Raw genomic sequence first — 24,675 nt, 5'->3', positions numbered from 1 at the left:
CGGGCAGGATGCCCACCCCACAAGAAAGCTGTAATTCTTGTGGGGTGGGCATCCTGCCCGCCTCAGTTTTCACTTTATTTATATCTACCTACTTACTCATCTTTCTTTCTCTAAGTTTGAGCAAAATTTCCGCGTGAACTTCGCGAGTAATCGGGTAAAAATAAGTTAAAACTAAACCTAGAATTAAAGCTAAAGTGGGCAAAGGACCGATCGCAAACCGAATTGCAAACAACACTGCATCTGGTTGAATTGGCACAGGATTATTAGCTTTTGGTGTGATATATCCCGCCCAATCCAAACTGTTTAAAACGAGGAAAACTGCGATCGCTAAACAAAACTTTTGCAACAACACCATAAAACTATAATAAATTCCCTCTCGACGTTGCCCAGTTCGCAACTCATCCAACTCAATCACATCAGGTAACATCGACCAAGGAATTAAATAAGCAATAGAAACCCCAACACCAGCCATCACTGCCAACACAAACATTAAAGGTACTTGATTTGGCTGTAAGAAAAATAAACCAGCTTGGGCAATAATCCATAAAGTCATACCCATAAAATAAACCCCTCTTTTTCCCACGCGCTGACTAACAGCACTCCACACAAATAACATTGGCATTGCAGTTAATTGAACAGCGATAATTAACAGGACAATAAAATCTTTTGGCAATCGCATCCATGAAACTACGAAGTAAGGAATAATGGTTGCTGTTAATTGCACAGCTAACCAAGAACAAAGATAGATCCCAATCACATATAAAAATGGGACATTATTGATAACGATTTTTAATTGTTGCAATAAAGGTACAGAAACAGGTTCTTTAATTTCTGGATGTCGGGCGGCTACAGCCAAAACGCGATCGCGCACTCCCCAAATACACCAATAAGTTGGTAAAACTGAAATTACGGCACAAACCAACCCAACTACTAAATATTCAATTCTGTCTGTAGCAATTTTATCTTGACTATCAGGAATCAATTTCTGAATCAGCAATACAACAAAAGAAGAAACAATACTACCACCTATAGAAAAAGTAAAGCGAAAACTATTTAATTTTGTGCGTTCATCATAATCCGAAGTTAGTTCTGGGGTTAGTGCAGTATACGGTAAATTAACTACTGTGTAAAACGCATTAAACAAAATTGAAACTATTACGTAATACCAAAATAATAACGACTCATTATTGGCATTATTTCCCCCAAAATTTGGTACAATCCATTGCAAAAAGAAAGTAATTCCAAAGGGAATTGCCCCATAAAGCATCCAAGGCAATCGCCTACCCCATCTTGACTGAGTTCTGTCACTAAGCACCCCAACAATTGGATCGTTAATCGCATCCCAAATTTTACCAACCAACAGCACCATACCTGCCACATTTGCATTTAAACCAGCAACATCCGTCAAAAAAATGGCAGTGAAAAAGACTCCGATATTAGCTGTAATTGCTGAACCTGCATCACCCGCACCAAAAGCGAGTTTAGTACTCAGACTCAGCTTTTCACTTTCAGGCGTTTCACTAGCAAAATCGTCAGATGGGTTGTGCATCACTGTATTTTTACGGAAAAGGTTACAAGGGAAAGACTAAGGGAAAAGAATAAAATTAAAACTTTTGAAGACTTAAAAGTATGGCAAAACAGGTTGAATTAGTCAAGCCGAAGTACTAGTGCCGTGCGGCAGAAATAACCAATCAGTTGAAAAAAGATCAAAAGCTCAACAGAAAAGCCTTTTTCCCTTCTGCCTTGGAGCCTTCTTGCACTAAGGTTTTCTAGCACAAGTACAGCTAGCAGGAAAAGGAAACAGATTTATTACAAAATATTAACTATTGGGCTAGGGAAATTACTTACTTTTCTTGGCGTTAGTGCTGATGTTGTTAGTAAAAAGTCGTAGAAGTATTTAAGTAATTTTATTTAAAAAATATTAGAATACTTAAATAAACTTTTGCCATCGTTAGAAACCCTGAATTTACCAAATCTTATTTTTCATTTTTACTTAAAAAAGATAATCTAAAAACATAAAACCCTTTATTAGCAATACTTCTAGCAATACATAAATAATTGTATCTATCCAATCAAATATATTTCTTTAATAAAGACTGCCAAAAAATATGGCATGACCAATGAGCATTGAATAATACTTGGATCAAGAAAGGAAAAAAGCTTAGTAACCTGAGTGAATCTCCACAATACCAAAAGAGTTAAGTGATTTTTACCAGAAATAAGCTTCTAAATTAATCAACTAATGTGTGTTAATTGGAGATCGAAATGATTGCTATCAAATCGGAAAACCTAGTCAAAAGTTTGACAACAGCCAGACTGAGAATTGGCGTTCGGGCAGCCTGTGTATCATTGGCAACACTAACAATGGTGACAGTTGCTAGCGTTCAAGCGGCTCATGCAGGGGCAATGCGGCGGGACTTAACTTACACCCCGCAGCAAACCTTACCAGGTAACGATGATGGCAGTACCGGGAGAGTCGATCTCGGGTTTACAGCTAACTTCTTTGGTTTAAATTTCAACCAACTTTACGTTAACAACAACGGTAACATCACCTTCGATCGCGCTTTATCAACATTTACTCCGTTCGGTCTAACTAGCACTGCTAGCCAAATTATCGCGCCGTTCTTCGGTGATGTTGATACTCGGTCTGGAAACCCTGTCACCTACGGAAGTACTACTGTAGACGGTCGTCAAGCTTTCGCAGTCAACTGGGATAACGTTGGTTATTTCTCTTATGGTACAAATAGAACCAACAGCTTCCAGTTGGTGATGGTCGATCGCTCTGATACAGGAGCAGGAAACTTTGACTTTGAATTCAACTTCGATCGAGTTCAGTGGGAAGCTGGTAGTGCCAGTGGTGGAGTTAATGGTTTAGGTGGAAGCCCTGCGCGTGTAGGCTTTTCTAATGGTACGGGTGCGCCCGGTTCATTTTTTGAATTGGCTGGCTCAGCCGTGAATGGTGCCTTCCTCGATAGTAATCTCACAACTGGTTTAATCTACAACAGGTTAAACAGCGATGTAAACGGACGATACGTATTCTCAGCCCGCAATGGCAGTATTCAAACCGAAGTTCCCGAACCTTCTTCAATAATTGCTTTATTTACATTGGGTGCTTTAGGAGTAAATGCTATACGCAAGGGAAGAAAGGAAAGTACAGTATCAAATTAAGCTAACGTTAGTTAGTTATAGTTCGATAATAAAGGATGGTTAATTGTTCATGGGAACACTGATGAGCAAATAACCATCCTTTAACTATTTCATATTAAACATTTGTAACGAAAGGTGTCGTATCATTCTCTAATATCCAGACATCACCCTTGCTATGTCCGATCTTTACGTTTCCTGGTCAGATTACCACTCTAATATTGAAAAGTTGGCTGTAAAAATCTATCAGTCCAACTGGGAATTTAACCAAATTGTTTGCCTTGCTAGGGGTGGACTGCGAATAGGGGATACTCTTTCGCGAATTTATCGCTTACCTTTAGCGATTTTAGCGGCTACCTCTTATGGTGGCACAGACAACCGAGTGCGCGGTGCTTTAACTTTTTCCAGTCACATAACTATGACTACTTCACTTTTAGGTAGTCATATTTTGTTAGTAGATGACTTAGTTGATTCTGGAGTGACTTTAGAACAGAGTGTGATTTGGCTGAAGCAGAATTTTAGCGATCGAGTCAAAGAAATTCGTACAGCTGTACTTTGGTATAAGGATTGCTCTACGATCGCACCCGATTATTATATAGATTATTTGCCGGATAATCCTTGGGTGCATCAGCCATTTGAGTGTTACGAAAATATGGATTTAACCCAGTTAGCTGCTAATTATAATGCTGATTCAAACTCCAAACAGCCAGAGCCACAAAGGTAGGGTAAAGAAAAGTCCTGTACAGCCAATGGCGATTCCAGTTACGGCTAATTCGCGATCGAGATTGTAAGCCTCAGCTAAAATTAGCGTGGCAAAAGCTGGTGGCATGGACATTTGTAATACCATAACAAGCCGGGGAGAGCCAGTCATCCCCAGCATTGTTAGACCAATGCCCAGAATTAGAGGGACTAACAGCATTTTAATGCACAAACTAACCGATATTTGCGACAATCCCCGCAAAGAAGTTAGTTGACTTAAGCGCATTCCAATCAGTATTAAAGACAAAGCTACTACTGTCCAAGCAATAATTTGCAGAGTTAGTTCTACAACTTCAGGTAACGGTACTTTTCGTGAGGCGAGTCCAAATCCTAAACTCCACAAACCAGGATTTTTAATTACAGCAATGGCTATTTGTTTGTAGCTGGTGGCTCCCATACCAAAACGCGCAGCTAAGGCAACACCGAAACCATAAGTACCAACCATGCTGCCTAAAAGGTCGTAAAATAAGGCCCAACCAAAGTATTGTTGTCCCAGTAAAGCTAGGGTGACAGGATAACCTAAATAACCCGTATTTCCTACCATTGATGCTAGGAGAAAGCTGCCTTGGTTCGGTTTACTTGCAACATTTTTCGGCAATTTTCCCAGGCGTTGATTAATTTTTAGCCAAGTCCAAGCTAGTCCCGCTCCTAATAAAATAGCTGTCCAAGATACTAAAGGCGCAATCCATACAGGCCCAGATAAATTGGCGCGGCGCAAAAAGCCAAATATACCTATAGGTGCGCCAATCCAAAACAGAAATTTTCCTAAATAAATGGGTGATTGTTTCGGAAGGATGCCTCCGAGCACCCATCCTAAGAACACTCCTCCTGAAAGTGGAATATATAGTTCCAAAAGTTTAATTCCTGGGTGGTTCATCTTGATTCGCCAGTTAACTATGTCCAAATTTTAAAGATGCTTTTGTCGATCGTGCGTAATATGTTTGAAAAATTTCCAGTATGTAAAATAAATCCGCGATCGGGGGATAGGGAGGTGGGAAGATGGGAGAGTTTTGAGTGTTGAATTATGAGTTTTGAGTTGAATTTCTCACTTAAAACTCATAACTCATAACTCATAACTTTTCTCTCCCCACCTCCCCATCCCCCCATCCCCCCATCCCCCCACCTCCCCCCCTCCCCATCCCCTACACCCCAATTCCAGGCTTGTCTAAACTGGCTAACAGATGTTACCAGTAGAAAAGCAGTCTTTCTAAACCGCTCAATTAGGTTGTTGACAAATGTTTGAAGGATTTTGGGAGAATATCTCTCGTTACCCGCGTTATTTTGTAACCATCATTCTAGGCGTATTCGTGAATACCTTTGGGTGGTTAGAACCATTATTCAAGCGTCCGGTTACGGTGATCGCGCTTTTTGGCTTTTTTGTGGCAGCCTTAACTTTTGTCACTTTAACCCTGAGAGCGATGCTAGGCTTGAGTTCGGTTTAGCTAGGATTGTAAAGCATTACTCATACTGTCTGAAGGCAGCGGATTATTATGGCTACGAGTCGTCGGGTTTCCCGCGTGGGCGCATTAATTAAACGGGAAGTCAGTCTAATGCTATTGAACGACATTAAAGACGATCGCGTGGGTGCAGGAATGGTCAGCGTTACAGATGTTGATGTTTCTGGCGACCTCCAACACGCGAAAATCTTTGTTAGCATCTATGGTTCGGAAGAAGCGAAAGCTGAGACAATGGCTGGACTAAAAGCTGCAACTGGTTATGTTCGCAGCGAGTTAGGTCAAAGAGTGCGTCTGCGTCGGACTCCAGAAGTGTTGTTTGTCGAAGATCGATCGCTCGAACGTGGCGATCGCATTTTATCCTTGCTCAACCAGATCGGCAAAGATCGACCTGAGAGCAAATTCTCAGACTCAGAGGATGATGATAATTACGAAGATTATGTAGTTTCGGCAGAGGAAGAGGACGAGTCAGCTTGAAATCTTCTCAATTACCCGAAATTGATACTCTTTCTTTAAAAGAACAGGTAGCTCAAACGATCGTAGTCCGAGCTTCCGGCTATCTGTTCGACCATGAAATTAAGTATCCCCAATGGGAACCTAAAGCCGCCTTCCTCCAGCATTTAATTTCTGATTTGGGTGTTGGCGGTGTTATTTTGCTGGGGGGAAGTGCAGCAGAATTGAGTTTGCGATCGCAACAATTACAAAGTTGGGCGAAAATTCCCCTCCTCGTCGCCGCTGATATTGAAGAAGGCGTAGGTCAACGTTTTTCAAGCGCAACTTGGTTCCCGCCACCAATGGCATTAAGCGCCGTTGCTCAAAAAAACCTCGATCGAGCTTTACTCTACGCTCAACAAATGGGGGCAATTATTGCTCGGGAAGCTTTAGCCGTTGGTATTAATTGGATACTCGCGCCTGTGGTGGATGTGAATAACAATCCTGATAACCCAGTGATTAACATCCGCGCTTTTGGCGAAACTCCAGAAATTGTCAGTCAACTAACTGCGGCTTTTATTCAAGGTGCTAAAACTTACCCGGCTTTAACGGTTGCCAAGCATTTTCCCGGTCATGGTGATACATCTGTAGATTCGCACCTAGAATTACCGATGATTCCCCATTCTGAGGAAAGGTTAGCAGAAATTGAGTTAGCGCCTTTTGTGAGTGCGATCGCCACAGGTGTAGATGCCGTAATGAGCGCCCATCTGTTAATCCCCGCTTGGGATGAAAACCTGCCAGCAACCTTATCCCACAAAATTCTGACTCAACAGTTACGCCACAAACTCCAATTTGCAGGTTTAATTGTCACCGATGCTTTAGTCATGGGTGCGATTACTAATCGCTACGGTGCGGCAGAAACAGCAGTTTTAGCCGTAGAAGCTGGCGTAGATATTTTGTTAATGCCACAAGATGCAGAAGCCGCTATTGGAGCTATCTGTGATGCCGTCACCTCTGGACGCATCCCCCCGGAAAGGATTCGCGCTTCTGTAGAACGCATTTGGCAAGCGAAGGGGAAGGTTTTTGGAGAGCAAGGGAGCAGGGGAGCAGGGGAGCAGGGGAGCAAGGGAGCAGGGGAGAATTTAAAACTTAAAACTCTCCAACTCGTTCCTAACTCAAAACTCAAAACTCAAAACTCAAAACTCAAAACTTCCCCAGTCCCCAGTCCCCAGTCCCCAGTCCCCAGTCCCCTTTACCAAATCGCTCAACCTGCGGCTTTTGAGACGGTGGATAACATTTTGCGGGATTCTACTCAAGCTTTTGGATCTTTACCTTTAAGACTAGAAAAACTGATTAATTTACGAAACTTAATCCTGGTGGACGATCTTTTGGACTGTAAATATCTTTCTCGCCAAGCTCCCGCTGTGACGATACCTCAGCAGTTGGGTTATCGGACGCAGTTGGGCGATTCCCGTAGCAATTCGCCTGTAATTTCTAGCGGCGAGACGAAGCAACCAACACTGCTGCAAATCTTCATTCGTGGTAATCCGTTTCGCGGTAGTGCAGGTTTAACACAGGTAGTTGAAGACTGGTTTAAAACATTGTTAACCAATGGTGAACTGCAAGCTTTGGTAATCTATGGCAGTCCCTATCTCAAAAATCAATTCCTGCCTTTTCTACCCCCGGAAATACCCTGTATCTCTTCTTTTGGGCAGATTCCGGCTGCACAAGCGATCGCTTTAGAGTTGCTTTTCACCAATAATCATTCCATAAAATAGTAATTATCACTTCTAGGACTCTGGCGGCAAACTCACATTTTCGGCTTGTTTGCTGGAGTCGATCGCAAAACATTCTCATTTGGGGAGAGTCGGCAAGAGAGATTTTTAACAGAGATGTTGAAGATTTGAGTCGTCTCGTTGAGCCAGTAATCTCAAGAAGTGATTCTGGGAGAATCCCGGGTCACAGTAGGGGTAATTCATGAATTGCCCCTACTGTGACCCGGGAGTATGTCAATATTTCCTAATCCTATAGGCATACTCTGGAGAAAGGCGGTTGATTGGGAAGCTGCTAAAGTCAGGGAATCCTGATTGTCAAGGTTTGATGACTTTTTTTACATCTATTAATATATTAAGATAGCAGTTAGCGTAAAAATGAAAATCGTTTAGTATAGCGAAATACAAACTATCTGCTTTTCCAACGATTTATTTCTAGTCCTCCTAGCCGAAGAGTGAATAACAATGAGCGTGAATATAATCTCTCCCACACCAGTACAGTACTCTTTAGACGTGATTAAGGAAGAAGCACGTCGTCTTGTGCAAAAGGGTGTTATCAGCCGTCAACAGCCTATTTACAACCTGTGTCAGTATATTCCCGCCCGTGAGTGGGCTTGGGTAGAAAGTGAGTTAGAGAAGAGTAACTTTTTGCTGCGCGATCGCATCGGAGATTTAATGGGACATGAAGAATGGGAAAATGACTAAAACTGATTTTAGTTACACCCGTTTTTCGGAGAATTTTAGTAATACTTTTTTAGCCATTTGGTTTGTTTGTTTTCACTACCTGGAGAATTTAGGGACAAAAAGCTAACTGAACAATTTTAGATTGGGTTCCAGCTACCTGGTTTACTTTTAAGAACAAACTCAAAATCTAAAATTTTTAAGACTGAGGATTTTCCGATCGCAGCTTTTCTAGTTCTGCACGCAAAGCAGCAACTTGGGCTGTGAGGTCTTGTAACTCTTGCTGAACGTTAGGAGAAACTACCGGGTTATCTGTTGTGGTAGTTGCAGATGTTCCCGGTACATCACTTGACGTTTGACTATTTTGTTGATTTGGTTGATTTTGTTGGTTTGGCTGGTTTTGTCGTGCCAGAAGAGAATCGACAAACTCCCTAGCTTCTTGTTCAGTAATTTCCCCTTTATTCATCAATTCTGCCGCTAGTTCACTAAGTTCTGAGTGCATCAACTTAGCCAGAAATTCTTCTCGCTTTTGCGAGTCTTGCAAGCTTTCAACCAAAGCCGCAGTTGCGCCTACAGAGAGGCGAAACCCATTTTGTAGGAGTTGGATCAGTGAATCAGAGTTCATCGGCAAAAGTTAAGAGTGCCCTAGAACAAGTGAGCTAATCTTACAATACTTTGGGTAAAATTTATTAAAACAGTTCTAAATACTGGTTCACATCTTCGATCACGCGAGTTAGTTCCGCTTCGGTAGAAAGGCGAATTCGCTCATCTCGCAGGGTGATCAAGACTTTAGCCGCGAAGGGAGTTGCCCAGATATTGGGGTTGCAGAAAATTTCCAGAAAGACATCACCAGTATATTGATATTCCATTGATTCTTGGGGGCTGGCTTTGCCACCGCCACTGGCAACTTTAGCGCTGGCGGCTTTCATGCGTTCTGTGAGTTCTTGGAGTGCTGCTTTTAAATTATTTGCGGCTGCGGGAGTAAAGCTGAAGGAAACAGAACCTTCAATCAGGTTGAATGTAATTGGTGAGGATGACATGGGCGATTATTTTAACTTGTTGATTATTAATGCTAAAAGATTTGGTTACTTTAAGAAAGCATTATGGCGACAAATTCACCAATCTTGGCTGTGATTATTTGAAATTAATGTCAATATGGTAGTTAATTTCAGAGCGATCGACAAAAGTTTCAGTAATTTTACCCAAGCTTTAGTTCTACACTAGATGTAGAGAATTCACTGCGATTAGCAGGAGAATTATGGTTAAAGATAATCGCTCTCAAGTGCGACGAGTATTATTAATTACACTGTTGTTAAATTTATTTGTGATGTCATTGAAAGCAACGGTGGGATGGTCAACAAATTCTCTGAGTTTGCTAGCGGATGCGCTACATAGTGTGGTTGATAGTTCGAGTAATTTGTTGGGATTATTTATTAGTCGTTTTGCTTCGCCTATGCCCGATCGCGATCATCCCTACGGACATTTGAAGTACGATGCAGTGGGAGCATTAGCGATCGCCGCCTTTTTACTAGTAGCTTGTGTGGAAATTTTGCAAGCTGCGATCGAAAGATGGCTGATGGGAAGTAAACCTGTGCAAATGTCAGCTTCCGTATTATGGTTAATGCTGGTAGTATTGGCAGTGAATATTTTTGTCACTATCTATGAAAGAAGTGTCGGCAAAAAAATTGGCAGCGGCATTTTGGTAGCAGATGCCCAGCATACTTTAGGAGATATTTGGATTACTGTATTGGTGATTGCTGGGTTAGTTGGGGTATGGATGGGTTGGCAATGGTTAGATATTGTTTTAACTTTTCCGGTGACTCTGTTAGTGTTTTGGAGTGGTTGGGAGGTGTTAAAGGAAAATTTGCCTTGGTTGGTTGATGAAATGGCGATCGCACCTGAGACAATATATGCGATCGCAATGGAAGTACCAGGCGTAATTAACTGTCATGAAATCGCTTCTCGCGGAGTTGTGGGTAGACAAGTCTTTGTGGAAATGCACCTGATTGTGGAAGTTCCCGATGTGGAAACCGCACACCGAATTACTGAGGAAGTAGAATCACGCTTGCAAGACAGATTTTCCCCTGCCAGAGTTCTGATTCATGTGGAACCGCCTGCTTATAAGAGCGATCGAATTACATACGACTCTCCCGAAAATCCAGGTAGTTTTCCACAGACTTAGTTACTTTTCCACAGATATTTTGTAAGTTTTCCACAAAAAGTTAAGAAAACATCATCCTTTTATATTGTCTGTAATCAGTTCTCTGACTCTGGAACATCTGTTAACTAAATTACATCCTTACCAATACTACAACTGAAGTATAACTCCTAGCCGGAGTTGACTAAAACCAAAAACAGATCCAGCGGCTCTTACTTAAGTCATGGAGAGAAAAAATCTTTTCACCTTAGTTCAAACACCCAGATTTATCTATGGGGTCAATTCTGAAATCATCATCGAAGTTACTCCTTAACCTACAAAAAAGAGCAATTTTACTCATAACTCATCTGACAAACCTGTAAAAATTTATTGAGCATAACCTATACATTAGGTATAAAGTATCGCCAAATAGTGAACTACTCAGTTAAACAGGGAAAATCAGAGGACTAAAGTCCTCACAACTGACCTAATTTATTCTGGTTGGGGATATAGTTCCCATAAGTTAGTAGTTTCACGCAGACTTAAATATTCACCGTTACCTAAGATTAAGTGATCTAAAACGGGAACTTTTAAAAATTGCGCTCCTTGTAATAATTCGGAAGTTAAATTAATGTCGTCTTGACTTGGTTCCATGCTTCCCGAAGGATGATTATGGGCCACAATGACTCTAGTTGCACCTTGGCGAAGGATTTCGCGGAAAATTTCACCGGGATGGGCTAATGTTTCTGTAGCTGTACCGATCGTCATAACGATCGTACCCAACAACCGATGTTTGATATCTAGTAGTATGACAGCGAATCTTTCTTGAGGTTGCCACATTAATTCGTGGCTGAGGGTGGCAGCGGCAGCAGCGGGACTATCAATTAAGGTACGTTCTTGCGGGCGAGTGGCAAAAGCTCTTTTTCCCAGTTCGATCGCTGCTAAAATTGTAGTTGCTTTGGCAGGGCCAATTCCGGGAATTGCCATTAATTCAGCTGCGGTAACATCCCGTAATACCACTAAGGGATCTCGCCCATGTTGACTTAATCGTTGCAAAATATGTTGACCTAGCCCGATCGCAGAAAGTTTGCCCGCACCTTGACCTGTAGCTAATAAAATGGCAATCAATTCAGCTGTGGTCAAATGTTTCGCTCCATTAGCTAATAAACGTTCTCGCGGACGTTCACTAATAGGAAGATCGGCGACTCTCAAGGAATAAGTCATAGATAACACCACAACTGGGAAATTAGAAGTAATTAAATGTAGTTATCTCCTATTTTTTGGCAAAAATAACCAGTAATTTTGCCAGTATTCCCTGAGTAGATAATTACCGTATTTTTGCTGAAATATCAGCAACTAATAAGGCAAGTTACTAGTTATTAGGTTGACTCAGATCTTGCACCCGGACTAAAAACCGGGAGGTGAGCAAATAACTAAATCTGAAAGCCCCGGTTTTTCGTGAAGAAACCCGGTTTTTCAAGTCTTGTTGAGAATAGTGCTCTGATCTCAGTATATGCTGGATTTAGAAAATATGTAATTAATTTGACAAAATTGATGAGTCGTCGAGCTTTGTTATTGGTCAATCGTTTCTCTCGGCGTGGTCAAGAAAGCTTCTCTGAGGTAGTCAAGCAATTGCAACAAAACTTTCATCTTATAGAAGAAAGTACCGCGCAACCACGACAAATACCGCACCTGATTCGTCAGTATCGCCATCAAGTTGACTTGGTAATAATTGGTGGTGGAGATGGTACTCTCAACGCGGCGATCGAAGGTTTAGTTGATACTCAACTGCCTTTGGGTATTTTACCTCTGGGAACTGCTAATGACTTGGCTCGCACTTTGGGAATTGCCAACTCTATCCCAGAAGCTTGCCGAATTATTGCTAATGGTCAAGTCAAACGCATAGATTTAGGTTGGGTGAATGGCAAACATTTTTTCAACGTTGCTAGTCTAGGCTTAAGCGTGCAAATTACGCAGCGACTAAGCGGAGATTTGAAGCGGCGGTGGGGAGTGTTAGCTTATGCGATCGCTGCAATACAAGTAATTTACCGAACTCGACCCTTTAAGGCAGAAATTTGCTATTTGGATCGATCGATCCAAGTGCGAACAGTGCAAATAGCTGTAGGTAACGGGCGTTATTACGGTGGTGGTATGGTCGTTGATGATGACGCAACTATTGAAGACCGGAAATTGGATCTTTATAGCTTGGAAATTCGGCATTGGTGGCAAATTTTTCCGCTAATTCCGGCAATTATACGGGGTAAGCAGGGAAATTTACCCGGTGTACTTACTCTAGAAGGGCAGGAAATAGAAATCCATACTCGCAGACCTTACCCTATTAACACAGATGGTGAGATTACTACCTATACTCCGGCTAAGTTCCTGCTGATTCCTGAAGCTTTGCCTGTAATTGTCCCACAAGCATAGGTTTTATGTATGATTATCCAATCAATACCTTTTGCCTAAAGACAAGCTCCGATCGCCCCGTTAAAGCCTTATGATTAATATTTATAGGCTTTGTCCTTCTTCTTCGCTCCCTCAACACCTTTAAACACTTAGATATGCAAAACTGGAAACTCCAAATACTCGCCCCGCCTCAAGAAATTGGCTATGATTATTTAACTGACAAACTTTGCCGTAAAAACCAAAAATTCATCTGAACCAAAAGCAACTGCGTAATGTAGAAATGCCTTAATAGTTGGAATTTTTTAACCTAGTCAGATTTCAAAACAGAGAGGTAAATAGTGAAAAGATCGGGTTTATTGCTAACAGCGGTACTGTTTGGTTTAATAGGATTGATTGCTTCCTTTGTTTCGGGAAGTATAAATTGTGCTAAAACAAGCCAGCAGTGCATTTTAGGTTCACCAGGTAGCGGTACTGTCATTAACGCTGGGCTAGCTCAACTAATAAATTTTCTCCCTATAATCTGTTTAATATTGGGTGCAGCTTTGTGGTTAGCTGGGTTTCTGCAATCGAGAAAAAAACAAAAGCGAGAGTTATTAGCAACTGCTAAAAGTGCAAGCGCCGCTAGAGAAGTAGGTGAAGCTTGGCACACTTTAGATGTTGATAAAAGTTTGCGGCTTTTGGATAGCGATCGCCAAACTGGTTTAAGCAGCGAACAAGTAAAAGAAAGATTGCAAAAGTATGGTCCCAATGAACTAGAAGAAACTGCCGGACGTAATTCTTGGGAGATTCTCCTCGATCAGTTTAAAAACATTATGTTATTAATGCTGATTGGGGTAGCTTTTGTTTCTGGTTTCTTGGATATTGTTGAATTACAACAAGGAAATTTAAAACCGGGAGAAGTTCCTTTTAAAGATACGATCGCCATTTTGTTAATTGTAATTCTCAACGGCGTATTAGGTTATCTCCAAGAAAGTCGCGCTGAAAAAGCTCTCGCCGCCTTGAAAAAAATGTCTTCGCCGAAAGTGCGAATCATTCGTGATGGCAGAACATTAGAAGTCAGCGCCAAGGAATTAGTTCCCGGCGATATCATGCTGTTAGAAGCAGGGGTACAAGTAGCAGCAGATGGAAGATTAATTGAAGAGTCAAATTTGCAAATTCGGGAAGCAGCATTAACCGGAGAAGCACACGCCGTCGAAAAGCAAGCAGACTTACATTTAGGTGAAGATACTCCGTTAGGCGATCGGATTAACCTAGTATTTCAAGGTACAGAAGTTGTCCAAGGTCGTGCCAAAGTTCTAGTTACCAATACTGGAATGAAAACCGAACTAGGACGCATTGCCGAAATGTTGCAAGCAGTGGAAAGTGAACCCACACCTTTGCAACAAAGAATGGCTCAATTAGGTAATGTTCTCGTCACTAGTTCTTTAGTGCTAGTGGTTGTAGTAATCTTAGTTGGTCTGCTCCGCACAGGTTGGAGTTTCCCTAATTTTATTGCTTTAGTAGAAGTTTCTTTAAGTATGGCAGTTGCGGTAGTACCAGAAGGTTTACCTGCCGTAATTACAGTAACTTTGGCATTAGGAACACAGCGCATGGTGCGGCGCAATGCCTTAATTCGGAAATTGCCAGCTGTGGAAACTTTGGGTTCGGTAACTACTATTTGTTCCGATAAAACTGGCACCTTGACCCAAAATAAAATGGTCGTGCAGCAGGTAGCAACAGTTAACCAAAAATTCCAAGTTACTGGCGAAGGTTACACTCCCAAAGGTGAATTTTTATTAGACTATAAACCAGTAAATGCTTCGCAATATCCAGAATTACAAACTCTGTTACTTGCCTGTGTGGAATGTAATGATGCTGAGTTGCAATGTGAAGCAAACAATGCACCGGGAAGTAGTGGTGGAAACTGGAAAATTTTAGGAGATCCGACAGAAGGCGCTTTATTAACTTTAGCGGGTAAAGGTGATTTGCAAAAACAAAATCTCGACCAGCAAATGCCAAGAGTGGAAGAAATTCCTTTCTCTTCGGAACGGAAGCGCATGAGTGTAATTGTCAAAGATGAATCAAAATCTTTGATTGAGAATTCTTCTAACTATCTCCTGTTCTCTAAAGGTTCCCCAGAATTAGTTTTGCAACGCTGCACAACATATTTAGAAGGTTGGCAAAATGCCCAATTAACAGAACGTCAGCGCACAGAAATTCTGGAACAAAACAACCAAATGGCGGCGAATGGTTTGCGGGTTTTAGGGTTTGCTTATAAACCAATGAACAACAAACCTTCAGGAGATTTATCGGAAGATGAATTAGAACAAGAATTAGTTTGGTTAGGTTTAGTGGGAATGCTCGACGCACCCAGACCAGAAGTGCGCGATGCGGTGGCAAAATGTAAACAAGCTGGTATTCGTCCGGTAATGATTACTGGCGATCATCAGTTGACTGCTAAGGCGATCGCTTATGATTTAGGTATAGCGCAAGAAGGCGATCGAGTCCTCACAGGTCAAGAATTACAAAAAATTAGCCAAGAGGAATTAGAACGCGAAGTCGATCAAGTTTCAATTTATGCGCGTGTTGCACCCGAACACAAACTGCGAATTGTGCAAGCATTACAAAATCGCGGTAAATTTGTGGCAATGACTGGCGATGGTGTTAACGATGCACCTGCTTTGAAACAAGCTGACATCGGTATTGCAATGGGTATTACTGGTACTGATGTGAGTAAAGAAGCTAGTGATATGGTGTTGTTAGATGATAACTTCGCCACCATTGTTGCTGCGACAGAAGAAGGACGAGTAGTTTACACTAACATTCGTCGTTTCATTAAATACATTCTCGGTTCCAATATTGGGGAAGTGCTGACAATTGCAGCTGCACCAATTTTACTGCCAATGGGCGGAGTACCTTTATCACCGTTACAAATTTTGTGGATGAACTTAGTAACAGATGGTGTTCCAGCATTAGCTTTGGCGGTAGAACCAGCAGAACCAAATGTGATGAAACGTCCGCCTTTTAACCCTCGTGAAAGTATCTTTTCCAGAGGTTTAGGTTGGTACATGGTGAGAATTGGAATTGTCTTTGCTATTCTCACAATTATTCTGATGGAATGGGCTTATACTCATTCTCAAGGAAGTGGCGATCCAGAGCGTTGGAAAACAATGGTGTTTACTACTCTTTGTTTAGCGCAAATGGGTCACGCGATCGCCATTCGTTCCAACACCCAACTAACAATTGAAATAAATCCCATGACTAACCCCTACGTTTGGGGTGCGGTGATTTTAACCACTATTTTGCAGTTGATGTTGGTCTATGTTCCACCTTTAAGAGCTTTCTTTGGTACTCAGTTTATCGACTTCGGAGAATTACTAATTTGTCTTGGTTTTAGTATGTTAATGTTCGTTTGGATCGAACTAGAAAAACTGTTCATCCGCTGGTTTGGCAAAACCAGACGTTAAGGAGATGGGGAGATGGGGAGATGGGGAGATGGGGAGATGGGGGGATGGGGAGATGGGGGGATGGGGAGATGGGGAAGTTTAACTCAAAACTCTAAACTCTCCCTACCTCCCCTAACCGAACCTACCTCCCCTAACCGAACCCATCTCCCTAACCCCTAACCCCTAACCCCTAACCCCGCCCCAGTCCCCAAGAATGTACTTAAAGAATTTACACTTGCTTCATTTCCGCAATTACAAAGATCAATTGGTGGAATTTGGTGCGCCAAAAACTATTTTGGTGGGTAATAATGCACAGGGAAAATCTAATTTGTTGGAGGCGGTGGAGTTACTTTCGACGCTGAAAAGTCATCGGGTGACACGCGATCGCGATTTAGTACAAGAAGGCGCAGAATGGAGTAGAATTGTTGCTACACTGGAACGACAAACAGGCGAAATTGATTTATCATTAACTTTACGTCGGAATGGTCGTCGTACTGTTAGTCGTGGTAGTGAACCTCTGAAACGACAAATAGATTTTTTGGGTACAATTAACGCTGTACAATTTTCCAGTTTAGATTTAGATTTAGTCAGAGGTGGCCCGGAACATCGCCGCAGTTGGTTAGATACTTTAGTAATTCAATTAGAGCCTTTTTATGCTCATATTTTACAGCAATATCATCAAATTCTTAGACAACGTAACGCTTTATTAAAAAAATTTCGGGAACCAGGAATAGTCAATGATGCGTCTACTTCTACAGCTTCCCGTTCCGAGTTAGCTTTATGGGATGCACAATTAGTTACAGCTGGAGTGCGGGTGATGCGTCGTCGAGCCAGAGCTTTACAAAGGTTAGCACCGATTTCCCACAACTGGCATCAAGCTATTAGCGGTAGTACAGAAAAATTGGAAATTAAATATTTACCTAATGTCGGGATGGAAAAAGATGATTTAGAATGGTTACAACAAGCTTTTTTGGAGAAAATTCAACAACGAAGTATTCCAGAACAACATCAAGGTACTACATTAGTAGGGCCACATCGGGATGAAGTAGCGTTTTCTATTAACCAAACTCCCGCTAGACAATATGGTTCTCAAGGACAACAGCGGACTTTAGTGTTAGCTTTGAAGCTAGCAGAATTAAAATTAATTGAAGAAGTGATTGGTGAACCGCCGCTGCTGTTATTGGATGATGTCTTGGCAGAATTAGACTTAACCCGTCAACATCAATTGTTGGAAACTATCCAAGCTCGATTTCAAACCTTAATCACTACTACTCATTTAAGCGCCTTCGATCCGGTTTGGCTGAATGCTTCGCAAATTCTCTATGTAGAAGCGGGACATCTTTCCCTTCATACTTGATGCGAGTGAAGCACTATACAATTTAAGATAGTGGGAATGAATCGGCTAACGCCCGATCGCCAAGTGCTAAGACAGACACTTTCTAAATTAGTTTTCCGTGACTAAACATGATAGCCGTTATTCCCAGTTTAGCTGTTTTTGAACCAAGAATTTAATGTGTGAATTTGATAAACATGAACATGGTAAAATTTGTCACAGATGAGCAAAAAATTAGAGAACTCGCAGAGTCTCTGTATCGAATTAAAACTAAAGAACCGGGACGCTTCTGGTTTCAGGGTAAAGATGTCTACTTTGATGTATTCCTTAAAGTCGAAAATGAGGAAATTGTTTGGTTTCAATTTACTTGGCAAGGAAATGTTGTTTCCTGGGACGAAAGTGAACCTGATTTGAAAACTGGAGTAACTAATGAGATGAGTTGTGGCGATCGCCATTATCCCGCCAGTAAAATTGTGAAATTTGACCTGTTTCCTAACCAAGAACTGATCGAATTTGTGCAAGCGATCGTTAAAGTTTGCGCGGTCGAAAAACCAATTTTCGCTCAAGCTTTAAAGCTCTTTAGATAAAAAAGCTCTTCATCAATATATAGACTTCTTGCAAAAGTTTTAAATCTGGTTTTTCTAGCCACAGATATCCACAGATAAACACGAGATTTACACAGATGAATATACTAAAGATATGAACTTTTGCAAGAATTATAAGCGATTAATGATGAATTTGCAAATTCAAAATATAGCGACCTAATTGCACTTTTTCTGACCATAAATCGTATTCTAGGCGCAGATGTTCTGGTAAAGGATGTCCTTCTAAAACTAAGCTGCGGGTGAAGTTACGTAAGCGCAATTGCCAGTTAGTCTTTAAGGAATCATTATTTAACCAATAACGACTCAAACCGTAAACACCCCGTTCCCAAAAATGGCGGTAGCTTAATTTGCCATTTCCCTGCATGGTCATAATTACGCGATTGGGAGAAATTTCCAACCACAAAAGACGGGGGGAGGAGGTTGGGAGAGTGGGATCGATCGCTGATGAATCAGCATTTTGTTGCATCCCCAGTCCAGGTTCTGTAAGCAGCAGATGAAAGCGGAGGCGGTCTTTTTGGTACAGCGTCGCTGAAGTTTCCACTACCGACCAAATTGGCAGATCGGTAGAAACTAAGGATAGACACACAGGTTTGCGATGATGCGTCAGCATAATAGAGGAAAAAGAGAATATCTAAGTGAAAAATGTCCCAGTTGGGCAAAGAAAAGGGTAGGATCTAACATCACAGTCCACCACCACCAGTCTATCCCAATGTCAGTTCCCTTCGTCAGGCTAAAAGTTATAGAAAATCAGCAATCTTTGGAAATTGAAAAACCTGTCTCTGGGTTGTCGCTATCTGGCAAAATCCAAATACCGGGAGATAAATCTATTTCTCACCGCGCTTTAATGTTAGGTGCTCTTGCTCAAGGCGAAACTCAAATTCAAGGATTACTCTTAGGTGAAGATCCGCGCAGTACTGCTGAAAGCTTTCGCGCTTTGGGTGCAGAAATTTCCCCGTTAAATACTGAGTTAGTGAGGGTTCAAGGTATTGGTTTGGGTAATTTGCTCGAACCTTTGGATATCTTGAATGCAGGTAATTCTGGCACAACTTTGCGGTTAATGTTAGGAATTTTAGCTTCCCATTTGGGGAGATTTTTTACGGTGACGGGGGATAATTCTTTGCGATCGCGTCCGATGTCCCGTGTGGTAAAACCATTGCAAGAGATGGGTGCGAAAATTTGGGGACGCAAAAGCGCTTCTCTAGCACCTTTAGCAGTTCAAGGTAAACAATTAAAAGGGATTACTTATCATTCTCCTATTGCTTCGGCACAAGTAAAATCTTGCATTCTGTTAGCTGGTTTAATGGCAGATGGAGAAACTACTGTAATTGAACCTGCACTTTCAAGAGATCATAGCGAAAGAATGCTGCAAGCTTTCGGAGCAAAATTGAGTGTAGATCCAGAACGAATTAGTGTAACTGTTTCTGGTGGCGCGAAACTGCAAGGACAAACAGTAATTGTACCGGGGGATATTAGTTCTGCTGCTTTTTGGTTGGTGGCGGGTGCGATCGTTCCTGGTTCAGAATTGTTAGTGGAAAATGTTGGCGTTAACCCCACTCGCACCGGAATTTTAGAAGTTTTAGAAATGATGGGTGCAGATATTCAACAAGAAAATCAAAGAATTGTTGCCGGGGAACCTGTGGCAGATTTACGAGTTAAATATAGCAAATTGAAAAGTTGTGAAATTGCCGGGGATATTATTCCTAGATTAATAGATGAAATACCGATCCTGGCGGTAGCTGCTGTATTTGCCGAAGGCACAACTGTAATTCGCAATGCCGAAGAGTTACGGGTGAAAGAGAGCGATCGAATTGCAGTTATGGCATCTCAATTAAACAAAATGGGAGCAAAAGTTACTGAATTACCAGACGGTTTAGAAATTACTGGTGGAACTCCTTTAACTGGTGTCGATCTTGATAGTTACACCGATCACCGAATTGCCATGAGTTTAGCAATTGCCGCTTTAAATGCTCAAGGTGTTACTACCATTAATCGCGCCGAAGCAGCTGCCATTTCCTACCCGAATTTTACCTCAACTTTACAACAAATTTGCCACAGCAATTAACTCAGTTCGTTGTTGCGCTTTAGCGCTATTTCCCACGCGAGAGTGGGAACAACGAACAATTAGGTTTGTTGTTGCGCTTTAGCGCTATTCCCACGCGAGAGTAGGAACAACGATCGGGAATTGAAATGATTCACACAAAAATCTAAGCATTGATTATCCTAGAATTTGAACTTAAATCTTACACTTATAAAGTTCAATCAGATGAAAAAATTATCTTGGTTGCGTCTGAGTTTGAGTCAGTTGTTTCTTGGGTTCTTGTTAAGTTGGGGAATCGGAACACCAGCGAGAGCAGTAGAAAGATTAACTTTACAATTAGGGCCATTTCAACAATCTATTACTGTATCTGATTTAGAACGCTTTGCCAAAACAGGCGAATTACCTAGAAATCTTAAACCATTATCTGTAATTTTTACTCCTAGAGTGCAAGAATTACTTTCGCAACGATTGCAACTCGATCCGCAAATGACTGATAAAGTGTTACAGGAGTGGTTGCGATCGCCAATGTCAAAACAGCTACTCAAAACTTTAGGCAGTGCTTTTCCTGACACTAAAATTGCAGATTTACAAGCGGCAATTTCTGTAGCTGCTAGACAAGCAAATGGGTTAAGTTTAGTTGGGGTATTACGAGCAATTCCCGGAGAAAATGTTACAATTGAGGCTACTTCTTTAATTGGTCTGGCTTTACAGTTTAACCCTTCTTATTGGCAAAGTGAAGCCCTTGGCCCTTTATTAAGGCGAGAATTAGATGTTGCTAGTCCGAGATTTAATCCTAATTTAAACCCAGCAGAATTAGGTACAGAACCAGTAGAACAGCGAAGTTTATACTTGAGAGATTCCCAGAGAAATCGATTTATTCCAGTAGATTTATATTATGCCCAAAATACCCAAGGGCCGTTAGTAGTAATGTCTCATGGTTTTGGGGCCGATCGCAGATTTTTAAACTATTTAGCTCATCATTTAGCTTCGCATGGAATTACTGTAGCAGCATTAGAACATCCAGGAAGTAATGCTACTTGGGTTTCTCAAGCATCAATTAGTGATAAACCACAAGATTTAATGCCTGCATCAGAGTTTGTCGATCGACCAAAAGATGTGAGCTTTTTACTAGATGAACTAGCACAAAGAAATCAAAACTTTGGTGAATTACAAGGCAAATTTAATCCCAAACAAGTAGTTGTAATTGGTCATTCTTTAGGCGGTTACACTGCTTTAGCTTTAGCGGGAGCCGAATTAAATTTACCAGCATTACGCCAAACTTGTAAATCAGTTGTGCCACTGCTACAATCTCCCGGTGAATGGTTACAATGTGCTGCTACTGATTTGTCAAAAGCGCCAAAAATAGGTGATTCGCGGATAGTTGGTGCGATTATTTTGAATCCTGTTGTCGGTCAACTTTTTGGCGAAACAGGGTTAAGAAAAGTCAGGATTCCTACCATAACTTTAGCTAGTACAGAAGATGCTTTTACTCCAGCAATTACTCATCAATTAGAACCCTTTCAGCAATTGGGAGGTAACAAGTATTTAATCACCGCAGTAGGCGCGACACATTTAAGTGTAGGAAATCCCGAAAACTTAGCTCAACAAATTACTTTGCTTAGAGAACGTACCGGAGAAGAAGTTGAACCTTTACGGCAATTAGTACGGGGTGTTAGTCTAGCTTTTATCAAACAATTTACCCCAGAAGCTGTTACTTACCAACCTTTTTTAAGCCCAATCTATGCTCAATCTCTTTCTACTCCTAAATTAGCATTACGGATAAATAGGGAATTACCATCAAGTATTTCTCAATGGTTAAAGTTTGCTGCTAAATCCCAGAAAAATTAACCAAGGTTAAAATAGGAGAGGAAGGGGAGGAAAATTTAAGTTAAACTCAGAACCAATTATTATGGAAGCTATCATATCTGCATTTTTTTTGCTACTTATTGCCGCTACTGTCGGTTCAGTCAGTTCGGCAAAGGTGATTAATCAAGGTTCGGAAGCATTAGTAGAACGTCTGGGAAAATATCAGAAAACTTTGAAACCTGGTTTAAATTTTATTGTGCCGTTTTTGGATACGATCGTTTGGGAAGAAAGTATGCGGGAACAGGTTTTAGATATTAAACCACAGGAAGCTATTACTAAAGATAACGTTTCTATGACAATTGATGCTGTTGTATATTGGAGGATAATAGATTTAAAGAGAGCTTATTATGAAATTGAAGATTTGGAAGCAGCAATCAAAAACTTAGTTTTTACGACGCTAAGATCCGAAATTGGTGGCATGGAATTAAAGGACACTTTTTCTAATAGAAGGAAAATTAATCAGGCATTATTAAATGAATTAGATGATGCTACAGTGAACTGGGGTGTCAAGGTGATGCGCGTAGAAATTCAGGAAATCAAACCAGTTCAAGCAGTGTTAGATTCTTTGCAAAAAGAGAAAGCAGCGGAAATTCAAAAACAAGCATCTATTAGTGAAGCAAAGGGAGTTGCAAATTACATAGAATTGGTTTCGGAAGCGCTGAAAAAGTCAGAGATTGACGGGAAGGAAGCGTTAAGCTTTTTGTTAGCTCAAAGATATGTAGATGCTAACACTAAACTGGGTGAAAGTCCGAATTCTAAAATTGTGTTTATGAATCCAGGAGCTTTAAATGAAGCATTAGCAGAGTTGATGAAAAATAATGATGATAATAATAATGGTATTTAACTAAACTCGCCATATTGCATCAGCAACTAAAGAAATATCGCGCATTTCTTTAACATCATGAACTCGGAGAATATCGGCAGAATTAGCGATCGCAGCACAACAAGCTGCACCAGTTCCCCAAACCCTTTGTTTCGCATCAGGTTGATTTAAAATATGTCCGATAAAACTTTTGCGCGATACTCCTACTAAAATCGGACAATTTAAACTTTTAAATTCCGATAATCTCCGTAAAATTTCCAAGTTTTGCTGATAATTTTTGGCAAAACCAATCCCCGGATCGATAATAATTTTACTAGGGTCAATTCCAGCAGCTATAGCAGCATTAATTTGCTGTTTAAGAAACTGCAAAATCTCGCCAATTAAATCTTGATAATCAGTAAGTTTTTGCATAGTTTGTGGTGTTCCCCGGATGTGCATTAACACAATTGGTACACCCAAATCAGCCACAGTTGGCAACATTTCCGGGTCAAAAGTAGCGCCAGAAATATCATTAACAATATTTGCTCCAGCCAGAACAGCCGCTTTTGCAACTTCTGCTTTTGTCGTATCTACAGAAATCGGAATTGTTAACTCTTTACGGATAGCTTTAATCACAGGTAAAACTCGATTTAGTTCCTCTGACAAAGAGATTTCTTCCGAACCTGGACGAGTTGATTGACCACCAATATCGAGAATATCTGCACCTGATTCTACTAAATATTTTGCTTGGGAGAGAGCCGCATCTAAATTATTAAAATCTCCGCCATCACTAAAACTATCTGGGGTGACATTCAGAACACCCATTAAATAGGTGCGTTTTTTCCAGGTGAAAGTGCGATCGCAAATAATTAATTCGTCATTAGTCATTTGTTATTTGTCATTGGTCATTTGTGATTCGCCATTTATCATTAGCTCTTGAAAAATGATTAATTACCAATGACTAATGACTAATGACCAATGACACTTGACTTTACTGATAATTTACAATTCGGGCAAAACTGCCAGGTTCGAGACTAGCACCTCCCACCAGCGCACCGTCAATTTCTGGTTGAGCCATAATCTCATCGATATTATTAGGCTTAACAGAACCGCCGTACTGAATGGGAACGTCAGGATTAGATAATTGAGAGCGAATTAACCCAATAACTCGGTTAGCTTCGATCGATTCGCAGGTATCACCAGTACCGATCGCCCAAATCGGTTCATAAGCAATAATCAAATTATTTTGATCGACATCAACTAAACCTTTCGCTAACTGACTAATAATCAAAGATTCAGTTTCAAGAGCATCTCTTTGTTGCTTACTTTCACCAACACAAAGAATCGGAGTCAAACCATAACGTTGCGCTGCTTTCAGCCGCAAATTCACAGTTTCATCAGTTTCATTGAAATACTGACGGCGTTCGCTGTGACCGATAACCACATATCGTACCCCAATCTCCGTGAGCATAGGGCCTGAAATTTCGCCAGTATAAGCGCCTTGTTCCTCCCAGTGAACATTTTGGGCACCCAGTTGCACGCGACTACCATGCAAACTCTTGGATAAAATGCCCAAATCAGTAAAAGGAACACACAGAACAATTTCCCGATCTTCCGGGGTTTCTTCTAAGGTGTGTAAGAAATTCAGTAAAAACTCCGACGTTTCCGCCTGAGTTTTGTACATTTTCCAGTTGCCAGCGATAACTTTTTTTCGCACAGTTACTTTGTAGGGACAAACATTATAGGGTAAACTCCAGTTTACGGCTTCTGGGGTCAGTTTTGCTAACTAGTTGGGTAGTGGGTGGTCGGTAGTGGGTGGTC

General features: G+C 41.1%; 22 protein-coding genes. 14 read left to right on the top strand and 8 right to left on the bottom strand.

Annotated elements, in window-relative coordinates; all coding sequences use genetic code 11:
- Nucleotides 1–88 precede the first annotated feature (88 nt).
- On the bottom strand, nt 89–1,549 hold the full coding sequence (locus ACE1CC_RS06675; RefSeq protein ID WP_413269683.1) for an MFS transporter: 1,461 nt from the start codon (nt 1,547–1,549) through the stop codon (nt 89–91).
- Between the two features lie 716 nt (nt 1,550–2,265).
- Between ACE1CC_RS06675 and ACE1CC_RS06670 the strand changes: the two genes are divergently transcribed.
- On the top strand, nt 2,266–3,168 hold the full coding sequence (locus ACE1CC_RS06670) for a nidogen-like domain-containing protein (protein WP_413269682.1): 903 nt from the start codon (nt 2,266–2,268) through the stop codon (nt 3,166–3,168).
- A 154-nt stretch (nt 3,169–3,322) separates the two neighbouring features.
- Nucleotides 3,323–3,868 carry a phosphoribosyltransferase gene (locus ACE1CC_RS06665; protein ID WP_413269681.1) on the top strand — a complete coding sequence of 182 codons (546 nt, stop codon included), beginning with the start codon at nt 3,323–3,325 and terminating at the stop codon, nt 3,866–3,868.
- Here the strand turns inward: ACE1CC_RS06665 and ACE1CC_RS06660 are convergent.
- Nucleotides 3,836–4,780, bottom strand: a complete 945-nt coding sequence (locus ACE1CC_RS06660; RefSeq protein WP_413269680.1) for an AEC family transporter — start codon at nt 4,778–4,780, stop codon at nt 3,836–3,838. The genes ACE1CC_RS06665 and ACE1CC_RS06660 overlap by 33 nt on opposite strands.
- 358 nt (nt 4,781–5,138) lie before the next feature.
- On the opposite strand from ACE1CC_RS06660, the gene ACE1CC_RS06655 reads away from it, so the two are divergent.
- The 4 genes from ACE1CC_RS06655 to ACE1CC_RS06640 all read left to right on the top strand — a co-directional run bounded on the left by ACE1CC_RS06655 (nt 5,139) and on the right by ACE1CC_RS06640 (nt 8,266).
- Entirely contained in the window at nt 5,139–5,345 is a 207-nt protein-coding gene (locus ACE1CC_RS06655; protein ID WP_413269679.1) for a DUF751 family protein, read from the top strand.
- Between the two features lie 48 nt (nt 5,346–5,393).
- A complete protein-coding gene (gene rbfA / locus ACE1CC_RS06650; protein WP_413269678.1) occupies nt 5,394–5,834 on the top strand; it encodes a 30S ribosome-binding factor RbfA in 441 nt (146 codons plus the stop codon).
- Complete coding sequence (locus ACE1CC_RS06645) at nt 5,831–7,567, top strand: glycoside hydrolase family 3 protein (protein WP_413269677.1); 1,737 nt, start codon at nt 5,831–5,833, stop codon at nt 7,565–7,567. The genes rbfA and ACE1CC_RS06645 overlap by 4 nt, the downstream gene beginning before the upstream one ends.
- A gap of 459 nt (nt 7,568–8,026) precedes the next feature.
- The gene (locus ACE1CC_RS06640) at nt 8,027–8,266 is read left to right on the top strand and encodes a DUF4327 family protein (RefSeq protein WP_413261822.1); all 240 of its coding nucleotides are present in this window, start codon (nt 8,027–8,029) and stop codon (nt 8,264–8,266) included.
- A gap of 175 nt (nt 8,267–8,441) precedes the next feature.
- On the opposite strand, the gene ACE1CC_RS06635 is transcribed toward ACE1CC_RS06640, so the two are convergent.
- Together ACE1CC_RS06635 and ACE1CC_RS06630 are read right to left on the bottom strand one after the other, a co-directional pair.
- Nucleotides 8,442–8,867: a hypothetical protein gene (locus ACE1CC_RS06635; RefSeq protein WP_413269676.1), complete on the bottom strand. Its 426-nt coding sequence runs from the start codon at nt 8,865–8,867 to the stop codon at nt 8,442–8,444.
- Nucleotides 8,868–8,931: 64 nt separating this feature from the next.
- A complete protein-coding gene (locus ACE1CC_RS06630) occupies nt 8,932–9,282 on the bottom strand; it encodes a hypothetical protein (protein ID WP_413269675.1) in 351 nt (116 codons plus the stop codon).
- Nucleotides 9,283–9,500: 218 nt separating this feature from the next.
- Here ACE1CC_RS06630 and cdf31 point away from each other — a divergent pair, with 218 nt between their 5' ends.
- Nucleotides 9,501–10,424 (top strand): CDF family zinc efflux transporter Cdf31, encoded by a 924-nt coding sequence (cdf31, locus tag ACE1CC_RS06625; RefSeq protein WP_413269674.1) that lies wholly within the window; start codon nt 9,501–9,503, stop codon nt 10,422–10,424.
- Nucleotides 10,425–10,871: 447 nt separating this feature from the next.
- Here the strand turns inward: cdf31 and radC are convergent, their stop codons facing one another.
- Nucleotides 10,872–11,603, bottom strand: a complete 732-nt coding sequence (gene radC, locus ACE1CC_RS06620; protein ID WP_413269673.1) for a RadC family protein — start codon at nt 11,601–11,603, stop codon at nt 10,872–10,874.
- Between the two features lie 330 nt (nt 11,604–11,933).
- On the opposite strand from radC, the gene ACE1CC_RS06615 reads away from it, so the two are divergent.
- The 4 genes from ACE1CC_RS06615 (at nt 11,934) to ACE1CC_RS06600 (ending at nt 18,130) form a co-directional block, all read left to right on the top strand.
- Nucleotides 11,934–12,806 (top strand): lipid kinase, encoded by an 873-nt coding sequence (locus tag ACE1CC_RS06615; protein WP_413269672.1) that lies wholly within the window; start codon nt 11,934–11,936, stop codon nt 12,804–12,806.
- 539 nt (nt 12,807–13,345) lie between these two features.
- Entirely contained in the window at nt 13,346–16,231 is a 2,886-nt protein-coding gene (locus tag ACE1CC_RS06610) for a cation-translocating P-type ATPase (RefSeq protein WP_459563812.1), read from the top strand.
- A 193-nt stretch (nt 16,232–16,424) separates the two neighbouring features.
- Nucleotides 16,425–17,567, top strand: coding sequence for a DNA replication/repair protein RecF (gene recF / locus ACE1CC_RS06605; protein ID WP_413269671.1), 1,143 nt, complete (start codon nt 16,425–16,427; stop codon nt 17,565–17,567).
- A gap of 173 nt (nt 17,568–17,740) precedes the next feature.
- Nucleotides 17,741–18,130, top strand: coding sequence for a hypothetical protein (locus tag ACE1CC_RS06600; RefSeq protein ID WP_413269670.1), 390 nt, complete (start codon nt 17,741–17,743; stop codon nt 18,128–18,130).
- Between the two features lie 139 nt (nt 18,131–18,269).
- Here the strand turns inward: ACE1CC_RS06600 and ACE1CC_RS06595 are convergent, their stop codons facing one another.
- Nucleotides 18,270–18,758 carry a hypothetical protein gene (locus ACE1CC_RS06595; RefSeq protein WP_413261832.1) on the bottom strand — a complete coding sequence of 163 codons (489 nt, stop codon included), beginning with the start codon at nt 18,756–18,758 and terminating at the stop codon, nt 18,270–18,272.
- Nucleotides 18,759–18,857: 99 nt separating this feature from the next.
- On the opposite strand from ACE1CC_RS06595, the gene aroA reads away from it, so the two are divergent.
- The 3 genes from aroA to ACE1CC_RS06580 all read left to right on the top strand — a co-directional run bounded on the left by aroA (nt 18,858) and on the right by ACE1CC_RS06580 (nt 22,896).
- Nucleotides 18,858–20,210: a 3-phosphoshikimate 1-carboxyvinyltransferase gene (aroA, locus tag ACE1CC_RS06590; protein WP_413269669.1), complete on the top strand. Its 1,353-nt coding sequence runs from the start codon at nt 18,858–18,860 to the stop codon at nt 20,208–20,210.
- 201 nt (nt 20,211–20,411) lie between these two features.
- Nucleotides 20,412–22,034 (top strand): alpha/beta hydrolase, encoded by a 1,623-nt coding sequence (locus tag ACE1CC_RS06585; protein ID WP_413269668.1) that lies wholly within the window; start codon nt 20,412–20,414, stop codon nt 22,032–22,034.
- A gap of 61 nt (nt 22,035–22,095) precedes the next feature.
- Nucleotides 22,096–22,896, top strand: coding sequence for an SPFH domain-containing protein (locus tag ACE1CC_RS06580; protein ID WP_413269667.1), 801 nt, complete (start codon nt 22,096–22,098; stop codon nt 22,894–22,896).
- On the opposite strand, the gene folP is transcribed toward ACE1CC_RS06580, so the two are convergent.
- Nucleotides 22,897–23,742 (bottom strand): dihydropteroate synthase, encoded by an 846-nt coding sequence (folP, locus tag ACE1CC_RS06575; RefSeq protein ID WP_413269666.1) that lies wholly within the window; start codon nt 23,740–23,742, stop codon nt 22,897–22,899.
- 103 nt (nt 23,743–23,845) lie between these two features.
- A complete protein-coding gene (gene tpiA, locus ACE1CC_RS06570) occupies nt 23,846–24,571 on the bottom strand; it encodes a triose-phosphate isomerase (protein WP_413269665.1) in 726 nt (241 codons plus the stop codon).
- Between the last annotated feature and the right edge of the window lie 104 nt (nt 24,572–24,675).

Source organism: Floridaenema aerugineum BLCC-F46 (assembly GCF_041929345.1).
Classification (GTDB): domain Bacteria; phylum Cyanobacteriota; class Cyanobacteriia; order Cyanobacteriales; family Aerosakkonemataceae; genus Floridanema; species Floridanema aerugineum.
The sequence above is the reverse complement of the archived record's forward strand: the minus strand, read 5'-3'. Positions and strand labels throughout refer to the sequence as shown.

Bases quoted from the DNA above. Each gene is read 5' to 3' on its own strand.
- ACE1CC_RS06675 (WP_413269683.1), bottom strand. From the start codon at position 1,549: ATGCACAACCCATCTGACGATTTTGCTAGTGAAACGCCTGAAAGTGAA.
- ACE1CC_RS06670 (WP_413269682.1), top strand. From the start codon at position 2,266: ATGATTGCTATCAAATCGGAAAACCTAGTCAAAAGTTTGACAACAGCC.
- ACE1CC_RS06665 (WP_413269681.1), top strand. From the start codon at position 3,323: ATGTCCGATCTTTACGTTTCCTGGTCAGATTACCACTCTAATATTGAA.
- ACE1CC_RS06660 (WP_413269680.1), bottom strand. From the start codon at position 4,780: ATGAACCACCCAGGAATTAAACTTTTGGAACTATATATTCCACTTTCA.
- ACE1CC_RS06655 (WP_413269679.1), top strand. From the start codon at position 5,139: ATGTTTGAAGGATTTTGGGAGAATATCTCTCGTTACCCGCGTTATTTT.
- rbfA (WP_413269678.1), top strand. From the start codon at position 5,394: ATGGCTACGAGTCGTCGGGTTTCCCGCGTGGGCGCATTAATTAAACGG.
- ACE1CC_RS06640 (WP_413261822.1), top strand. From the start codon at position 8,027: ATGAGCGTGAATATAATCTCTCCCACACCAGTACAGTACTCTTTAGAC.
- ACE1CC_RS06635 (WP_413269676.1), bottom strand. From the start codon at position 8,867: ATGAACTCTGATTCACTGATCCAACTCCTACAAAATGGGTTTCGCCTC.
- ACE1CC_RS06630 (WP_413269675.1), bottom strand. From the start codon at position 9,282: ATGTCATCCTCACCAATTACATTCAACCTGATTGAAGGTTCTGTTTCC.
- cdf31 (WP_413269674.1), top strand. From the start codon at position 9,501: ATGGTTAAAGATAATCGCTCTCAAGTGCGACGAGTATTATTAATTACA.
- radC (WP_413269673.1), bottom strand. From the start codon at position 11,603: ATGACTTATTCCTTGAGAGTCGCCGATCTTCCTATTAGTGAACGTCCG.
- ACE1CC_RS06615 (WP_413269672.1), top strand. From the start codon at position 11,934: ATGAGTCGTCGAGCTTTGTTATTGGTCAATCGTTTCTCTCGGCGTGGT.
- recF (WP_413269671.1), top strand. From the start codon at position 16,425: ATGTACTTAAAGAATTTACACTTGCTTCATTTCCGCAATTACAAAGAT.
- ACE1CC_RS06600 (WP_413269670.1), top strand. From the start codon at position 17,741: ATGAACATGGTAAAATTTGTCACAGATGAGCAAAAAATTAGAGAACTC.
- ACE1CC_RS06595 (WP_413261832.1), bottom strand. From the start codon at position 18,758: ATGCTGACGCATCATCGCAAACCTGTGTGTCTATCCTTAGTTTCTACC.
- aroA (WP_413269669.1), top strand. From the start codon at position 18,858: ATGTCAGTTCCCTTCGTCAGGCTAAAAGTTATAGAAAATCAGCAATCT.
- ACE1CC_RS06585 (WP_413269668.1), top strand. From the start codon at position 20,412: ATGAAAAAATTATCTTGGTTGCGTCTGAGTTTGAGTCAGTTGTTTCTT.
- ACE1CC_RS06580 (WP_413269667.1), top strand. From the start codon at position 22,096: ATGGAAGCTATCATATCTGCATTTTTTTTGCTACTTATTGCCGCTACT.
- folP (WP_413269666.1), bottom strand. From the start codon at position 23,742: ATGACTAATGACGAATTAATTATTTGCGATCGCACTTTCACCTGGAAA.